We start from the raw sequence: 6,281 nt of genomic DNA on the forward strand, positions 1-6,281 counted from the left end.
AGCGATGGATAAGGAACTGTTACTGGCCCAGCCACGCGGTTTTTGCGCCGGCGTCGACCGGGCGATCGAAATCGTCGAGCGTGCCTTGCAGCAATTTGGTGCACCGATCTATGTGCGCCATGAAATCGTCCACAACGCCTATGTGGTGGCCGACCTGCGCAACAAGGGCGCCATCTTCATCGATGACCTCGATGACGTGCCAGCCGGCAATACGCTGGTGTTTTCCGCGCATGGCGTGTCGAAAGCCGTGCGCGCCGAGGCCGAATCGCGCGGCTTGAGCATTTTTGACGCCACCTGCCCGCTGGTGACCAAGGTGCACATGGAAGTGGCCAAGATGCGCCGCGAAGACCGCGAGATCATCATGATCGGCCACGATGGACATCCCGAGGTCGAAGGCACGATGGGCCAGGCCGACATGGGCATGCACCTGGTGGAAACGCTCGATGATGTGGCGACGTTGCAGGTCGCCAATCCGGACAGCGTGGCCTATGTCTCGCAGACAACGTTGTCAGTTGACGACACTCGCGACATTATTGCGGCTTTGAAACAGAAATATCCGAATATTGCCGAGCCGAAAAAAGCTGACATTTGCTACGCCACCACCAACCGCCAGGAAGCCGTGAAATTCATGGCGCCGCAAGTGGAACTTGTGATCGTCGTCGGCAGTCCAAACAGCTCGAATTCGAACCGTTTGCGCGAAGTGGCCGAGAAAATGGGCACGCCAGCCTACATGGTCGATAATGCCTCGCAAATCGACCCGACCTGGCTGGAAGGCAAGCTGCGCGTGGGAGTGACGGCTGGCGCCTCCGCGCCCGAGGTACTGGTGCAAGCCGTTATCGACCGCTTGAAAGAGTGCGGCGTGCGCAGCGTGCGCCCGCTCGACGGCGTGCAGGAAGCCGTGACGTTCCCGATGCCGAAAGGCCTCGATGGCATCAAGCGCGACGTGGCTTGAGCCTTTAATGCGCGTGAGAATTGGTGATACCGTTACCAAAAAACAGAATTTAATTTGGAAATTGTTGATTTATTCCATGTTTAGTTTTTGTAAAAGATCGTTATGATTGCCTCCAGCTTGAATATGTTGTCGTTATGACTAAGCAGGGTCGCGCCCGTTTTTAGTGCGTGCACTATGCTGGTGAGAACGGTCCAGGGATGGCACTGCAGGAATTTTTCCTTCGGTGCCGTTTTTGTATCAACGATGCATGTTCTGGCAGAAGTTGTTCCCGAAAAATGTAGATTTGATAGGGCAATCTGACCATGGATACATTCATCCAGCAAATCATCAATGGCCTGGTGCTGGGCAGCATGTATGCCTTAGTCGCCCTCGGTTACACGATGGTGTACGGCGTCTTGAACCTGATTAACTTCGCGCACGGCGACGTGCTCATGATCGGCGCCATGGTGGGCTTGAGCATACTCAAGCTGCTGGGCATTTATGTGCCCGACTGGCCTGGCTATCTGAAACTGGCCACCGCCATCCTCGGCGCCATTCCCATGTGTATCCTGGTCAACATCATCATCGAGCGCGTTGCCTACCGCCGTTTGCGCAACGCCCCCCGCCTCGCCCCCCTGATTACCGCCATCGGCGTCTCCATCCTGCTGCAAACTTTTGCCATGATGATCTGGACGCGCAATCCTCTGCCGTTCCCGCAACTGCTGTCGACCGACCCCATCAATATAGGCGGCGCCGTGATTTCGCAGACGCAAGTATTGCTGCTGGCCCTGGCCGCGCTGTCGATGGGCGCACTGGTGCTGCTGGTGGAAAAGACGAAAATGGGCCGCGCCATGCGGGCCACGGCGGAAAACCCCCGCGTGGCGGGACTCATGGGCGTCGATTCCGATAAAGTCATCGTCGCCACGTTCGCCATCGGCGCCGCGCTGGCGGCCGTGGCCGGCGTGATGTGGGGCGCCAACTACGCCTCGATCCAGTTTTCCATGGGCGCCATCCCCGGTCTGAAGGCTTTCTGCGCGGCCGTGCTGGGCGGTATCGGCAATATCTATGGCGCCATGCTGGGCGGCATTTTGCTGGGCATCATCGAAAGCCTGGGCGCCGGCTATATCGGCGACCTCACGGGCGGCTTCCTGGGCAGCCACTACCAGGATATCTTTGCCTTTGTCGTACTGATCATCGTGCTGACCCTGCGCCCGTCCGGCATCATGGGCGAACGCGTGGCCGACCGCGCCTGACGTCATCCATAAAAACAAGGAGTTGACCATCATGGCAATACTCGATTTCGACGTCAAGAAGCACCCCGCCAAGGCGTATGCCGGCATGCTGGGCTTGGCCGCACTGCTGGTGATCTTCCCCTTTTTTGCCGCCCAGTTCGGCAATTCGTGGGTGCGCATCATCGACATGGCCTTGTTGTACATCATGCTGGCCCTGGGACTGAACATCGTCGTCGGCTTTGCCGGCCTGCTCGACCTGGGCTACATTGCCTTCTATGCCGTGGGCGCCTACCTGACGGCCCTGCTGGCTTCGCCGCAGTTCGCCATCCTGCTCGAATCGGTGGTGAATCAATACCCGCTGATGGGCGAGACCCTGGTGCAACTGATGGGGCCGGAAATCCGCGAGAATGGCATCCATTTGTCGATCTGGGTCATCGTGCCCCTGGCCGCCGCCGTGGCGGGCATGTTCGGCGCACTGCTGGGCGCGCCCACGCTGAAATTGCGCGGCGATTACCTGGCCATCGTGACTCTGGGTTTTGGCGAGATCATCCGCATCTTCATGAACAATTTGAACGATCCCATCAATTTCACGAATGGCCCACAAGGCATCAATTTGATCGACCCCATCCGTATCTTTGGCGTCAACCTGGCAGGCGAGGCGGGCACCAACAGCACCGTCGTTGTCGGCGGCTTTTCGATGCCGTCCGTGAATGCGTATTACTTCCTGTTCTTATTCCTGTGCCTCGCCGTGGTCTTCATCACCAAGCGCCTGCAGCATTCGCGCCTGGGCCGCGCCTGGGTGGCCATTCGTGAAGACGAGATCGCCGCGAAAGCCATGGGCATCAACACGCGCAACGTCAAACTGCTGGCTTTTACCATGGGCGCCTCGTTTGGCGGCGTGGCCGGCGCCATGTTTGCCTCGTTCCAGGGCTTTGTCTCGCCGGAATCGTTTTCCCTGACGGAGTCGATCGCCGTGCTGGCCATGGTGGTGCTGGGCGGCATCGGCCATATCCCAGGCGTGATCCTCGGCGGCGTGATCCTTGCTTCCATCCCCGAAGTGCTGCGCCATGTGGTCGAACCTGCTCAGCAGGCGCTGTTCGGCCATGTGGTGATCGAGGCGGAAGTGCTGCGCCAGTTGCTGTACGGCCTGGCCATGGTCTTGATCATGCTCAATCGTCCGGCCGGCTTGTGGCCGGCGCCGAAGAGCGAAGACCGGCCCGACCATGATGTGGATCAACCTGATAAACCAACCGGCGTCGTGTCCGCTTAAGGAGGCAGCAGCATGAGCGAACAGATCATTTTGAATATTGCCGGCGTGAACAAGCGTTTCGGCGGCCTGCAAGCCTTGACGGATGTCGGCATCACGATCCGCCAGGGCCAGATTTACGGCTTGATCGGCCCGAACGGCGCCGGCAAGACGACTTTTTTCAACGTCATCACGGGCCTGTACCAGCCCGACACGGGCACTTTTGAACTGGCTGGCAAGCCCTATTCGCCATCGGCGCCGCACAAGGTGGCCAAGGCGGGCATCGCGCGCACGTTCCAGAACATCCGCCTGTTTGGCGACATGACGGCGCTGGAAAACGTGATGGTGGGGCGCCATGTGCGCTCGCACCAGGGCGTCTTCGGCGCCATCTTCCGCCACAAGGCGGCGCGCGAGGAAGAGGCATCGATACGCAAGCGTGCCATGGAATTGCTCGATTTCGTCGGGATTGCCCAGTTCGCCAACCGCACCTCGCGTTTCCTCTCGTATGGCGACCAGCGGCGCCTGGAAATCGCCCGCGCGCTGGCCACCGACCCCACCTTGCTGGCCCTCGATGAACCGGCGGCCGGCATGAATGCCACGGAAAAGCTGGCCCTGCGCGAGTTGCTGGTGAAAATCAAGGCGCAAGGCAAGACCGTGCTCTTGATCGAGCACGATGTGAAACTGATGATGGGGCTGTGCGACCGCATCACGGTGCTTGAGTATGGCAAGCGCATCGCCGAAGGCTTGCCGGCTGAAATACAACAAAACCCGGCCGTGATCGAGGCTTATCTGGGGGGATCGCACGCATGATCAACAATCTATTGAACAAGAATGTATTGAACAAGAATGTATTGAAAGTCGCGGGCCTGCATGTGGCCTACGGCGGCATCAAGGCCGTCAAGGGCATCGACCTGGAAGTCAACCAGGGCGAGCTGATCGCCCTGATCGGCGCGAATGGCGCCGGCAAGACGACGACCTTGAAGGCCATCACGGGCACCTTGCCCGCATGCAAGGTCGAGGGCACGATCAGCTACATGGGCGAGTCGCTCAAGGGCACGAAATCGTTTCACCTGGTGGAAAAGAAACTGACCATGGTACCGGAAGGGCGGGGCGTGTTTACGCGCATGTCGATCCGCGAAAACCTCATGATGGGCGCCTACACGCGCACGGACGCGGCCGGTGTCGAGGCCGATATCGAGAAATGGTTCGGGGTGTTTCCCCGCCTCAAGGAGCGGGCGGCGCAGATGGCCGGCACCCTGTCGGGCGGCGAGCAGCAGATGCTGGCCATGGCGCGCGCCCTGATGTGCCACCCCACATTGCTGCTGCTCGACGAGCCGTCGATGGGCTTGTCGCCCATCATGGTCGAGAAAATCTTCGAGGTGATCCGCAAGGTTTCGTCCGAAGGCATCACGATTCTGCTGGTTGAACAGAATGCCCGCCTGGCCCTGCAGGCCGCGCACCGCGGCTATGTGATGGATTCCGGCCTGGTGACCATGGGCGGCAATGCGGCCGACATGCTCGACGACCCGCGGGTAAAGGCGGCCTATCTGGGAGAATAAGCGAGCGGGCATAAAAAATGCCCCGGCAGAGTCGTCGGGGCATAATGGCATCCGTGTGGGAGTTGCGGGATGGATGCCTGGAGGAGCTGGTCAGACGGGAGCGCTGTAGCGCTCCGTTGCAGCAATTACTTGGCAGTAGTGCGCGGCACGGCTTTTTCAGCCGCTTGCGTGAACTGGTTCACGGCCGATGCCAGGTTCGCTTCGATGGTTTCGGCGGCTTGCTTGCTGGTTTTCGAGAATTGCTCGTAGCCTGCATTGGCGTTGCCGATGGCGCTTTTCAGGATGGCGACCGCGTTTTCCGAGCCGGCTGGCGCGTTCTTGGTCACTTCTTCCACCAGCGAAATGACTTTACGGTTCGTTTCGGCGATTTGCGCTTCTGCCGCTTTGCTGAATTCAGCTTGCGTGCTGGACGTGATGGCAGCCAGGTGACGGCCGTAAGCGATGGCTTTTTCGGCGCTAGGCTGGGCTTGTGCAGCGCTCAGCGAGAAAAATTCCTGGGGATCTTTTGCCGACAGCAATTGCTGGGCGGCGGCCGTCGATTCTTCCAGCGTCGCCTTGGCAGCGGTCAGGTTCAGCTCGACGATTTTTTCGATGCCTTCGAAGGCCTTGCCCGCCAACGACGAGAACAGGGCGAATTGGGCTTCCAGGTTGGTTTTGGTAGCGGACGAAAATTGCTCAGGAATTGAAAACATATAAATCTCCAAAAATGTTGAAATCTGGTTAATTTGATGCTGCGTGTACCGTTTGGGAAAGCAGGTGAATCTAAATTTTTCAAGCTGAACAAGAATTGTGCAACGCAACAAACCCTATTCTACGGTTAAAAAAATCGAAGTCAAGTGAATCTTGTGCGATGCAACAATTGAATAGATTTGCATCAAAAGCTGTTGTTTCTAAAGAGAAATATTTAATTTCTGTATATTCATGGTTTGCCATAGCAGCGGCGTTTCCCTCAGGGCGATTGCATGAAGGATTAGTGGTCGGTTTGGCCGTAGGGAAAAAATATTGCTTGTAAACCTGCCAAGAAAGGCGTTTACTCTCAATATTTGGACGCGCAAATGGCAAACGAACCGATCTCGTTGGTGGCAGCATTCGATGACTTGAACGACCCGCGTGCGCGGCAATGCGCCTATCGACTCGACGAATTGCTGCTGGCGGCGATCTGCGCCGTCATCAGTGGCGCGGAGAGTTGGACTGCGGTTGTCGAGTGGAGCGAAACGAAGCTCGACTGGCTGCGCCAACAGCTGCCGTTTGCCAACGGCATCGCCTCGCACGACACCTTCGGGCGGGTGTTTTCGCTGCTTGATGCAACGCAA

The 6,281-nt window shown here is 58.3% G+C and carries 8 protein-coding genes; 7 read left to right on the forward strand and 1 reads right to left on the reverse strand.

All coding sequences use genetic code 11. The features are described from left to right. Positions 1–4: 4 nt before the first annotated feature. From ispH to ACQ4W6_RS15105, 5 genes are all read left to right on the forward strand, one after another. Positions 5–952: a 4-hydroxy-3-methylbut-2-enyl diphosphate reductase gene (gene ispH / locus ACQ4W6_RS15085; RefSeq protein WP_436567983.1), complete on the forward strand. Its 948-nt coding sequence runs from the start codon at positions 5–7 to the stop codon at positions 950–952. A gap of 302 nt (positions 953–1,254) precedes the next feature. Continuing rightward, positions 1,255–2,184 carry a branched-chain amino acid ABC transporter permease gene (locus tag ACQ4W6_RS15090; protein WP_436567984.1) on the forward strand — a complete coding sequence of 310 codons (930 nt, stop codon included), beginning with the start codon at positions 1,255–1,257 and terminating at the stop codon, positions 2,182–2,184. 31 nt (positions 2,185–2,215) lie between these two features. Next, positions 2,216–3,433, forward strand: coding sequence for an ABC transporter permease subunit (locus ACQ4W6_RS15095; protein WP_436567985.1), 1,218 nt, complete (start codon positions 2,216–2,218; stop codon positions 3,431–3,433). A gap of 12 nt (positions 3,434–3,445) precedes the next feature. Further along, a complete protein-coding gene (locus tag ACQ4W6_RS15100; protein ID WP_436567986.1) occupies positions 3,446–4,219 on the forward strand; it encodes an ABC transporter ATP-binding protein in 774 nt (257 codons plus the stop codon). A 26-nt stretch (positions 4,220–4,245) separates the two neighbouring features. Beyond that, a complete protein-coding gene (locus tag ACQ4W6_RS15105) occupies positions 4,246–4,968 on the forward strand; it encodes an ABC transporter ATP-binding protein (protein WP_436567998.1) in 723 nt (240 codons plus the stop codon). A gap of 125 nt (positions 4,969–5,093) precedes the next feature. Here ACQ4W6_RS15105 and phaP read toward each other — a convergent pair whose 3' ends face one another. Further along, on the reverse strand, positions 5,094–5,660 hold the full coding sequence (phaP, locus tag ACQ4W6_RS15110) for a TIGR01841 family phasin (protein WP_436567987.1): 567 nt from the start codon (positions 5,658–5,660) through the stop codon (positions 5,094–5,096). A 158-nt stretch (positions 5,661–5,818) separates the two neighbouring features. On the opposite strand from phaP, the gene ACQ4W6_RS15115 reads away from it, so the two are divergent. Together ACQ4W6_RS15115 and ACQ4W6_RS15120 are read left to right on the forward strand one after the other, a co-directional pair. Continuing rightward, positions 5,819–5,980, forward strand: a complete 162-nt coding sequence (locus ACQ4W6_RS15115) for a hypothetical protein (RefSeq protein ID WP_436567988.1) — start codon at positions 5,819–5,821, stop codon at positions 5,978–5,980. Positions 5,981–6,023: 43 nt separating this feature from the next. Beyond that, positions 6,024–6,281: transposase family protein (locus ACQ4W6_RS15120; RefSeq protein ID WP_436567989.1), on the forward strand; the 258-nt coding region annotated here is incomplete at its 3' end.

Source organism: Janthinobacterium woesei, assembly GCF_051380875.1.
Lineage (GTDB): Bacteria > Pseudomonadota > Gammaproteobacteria > Burkholderiales > Burkholderiaceae_D > Janthinobacterium.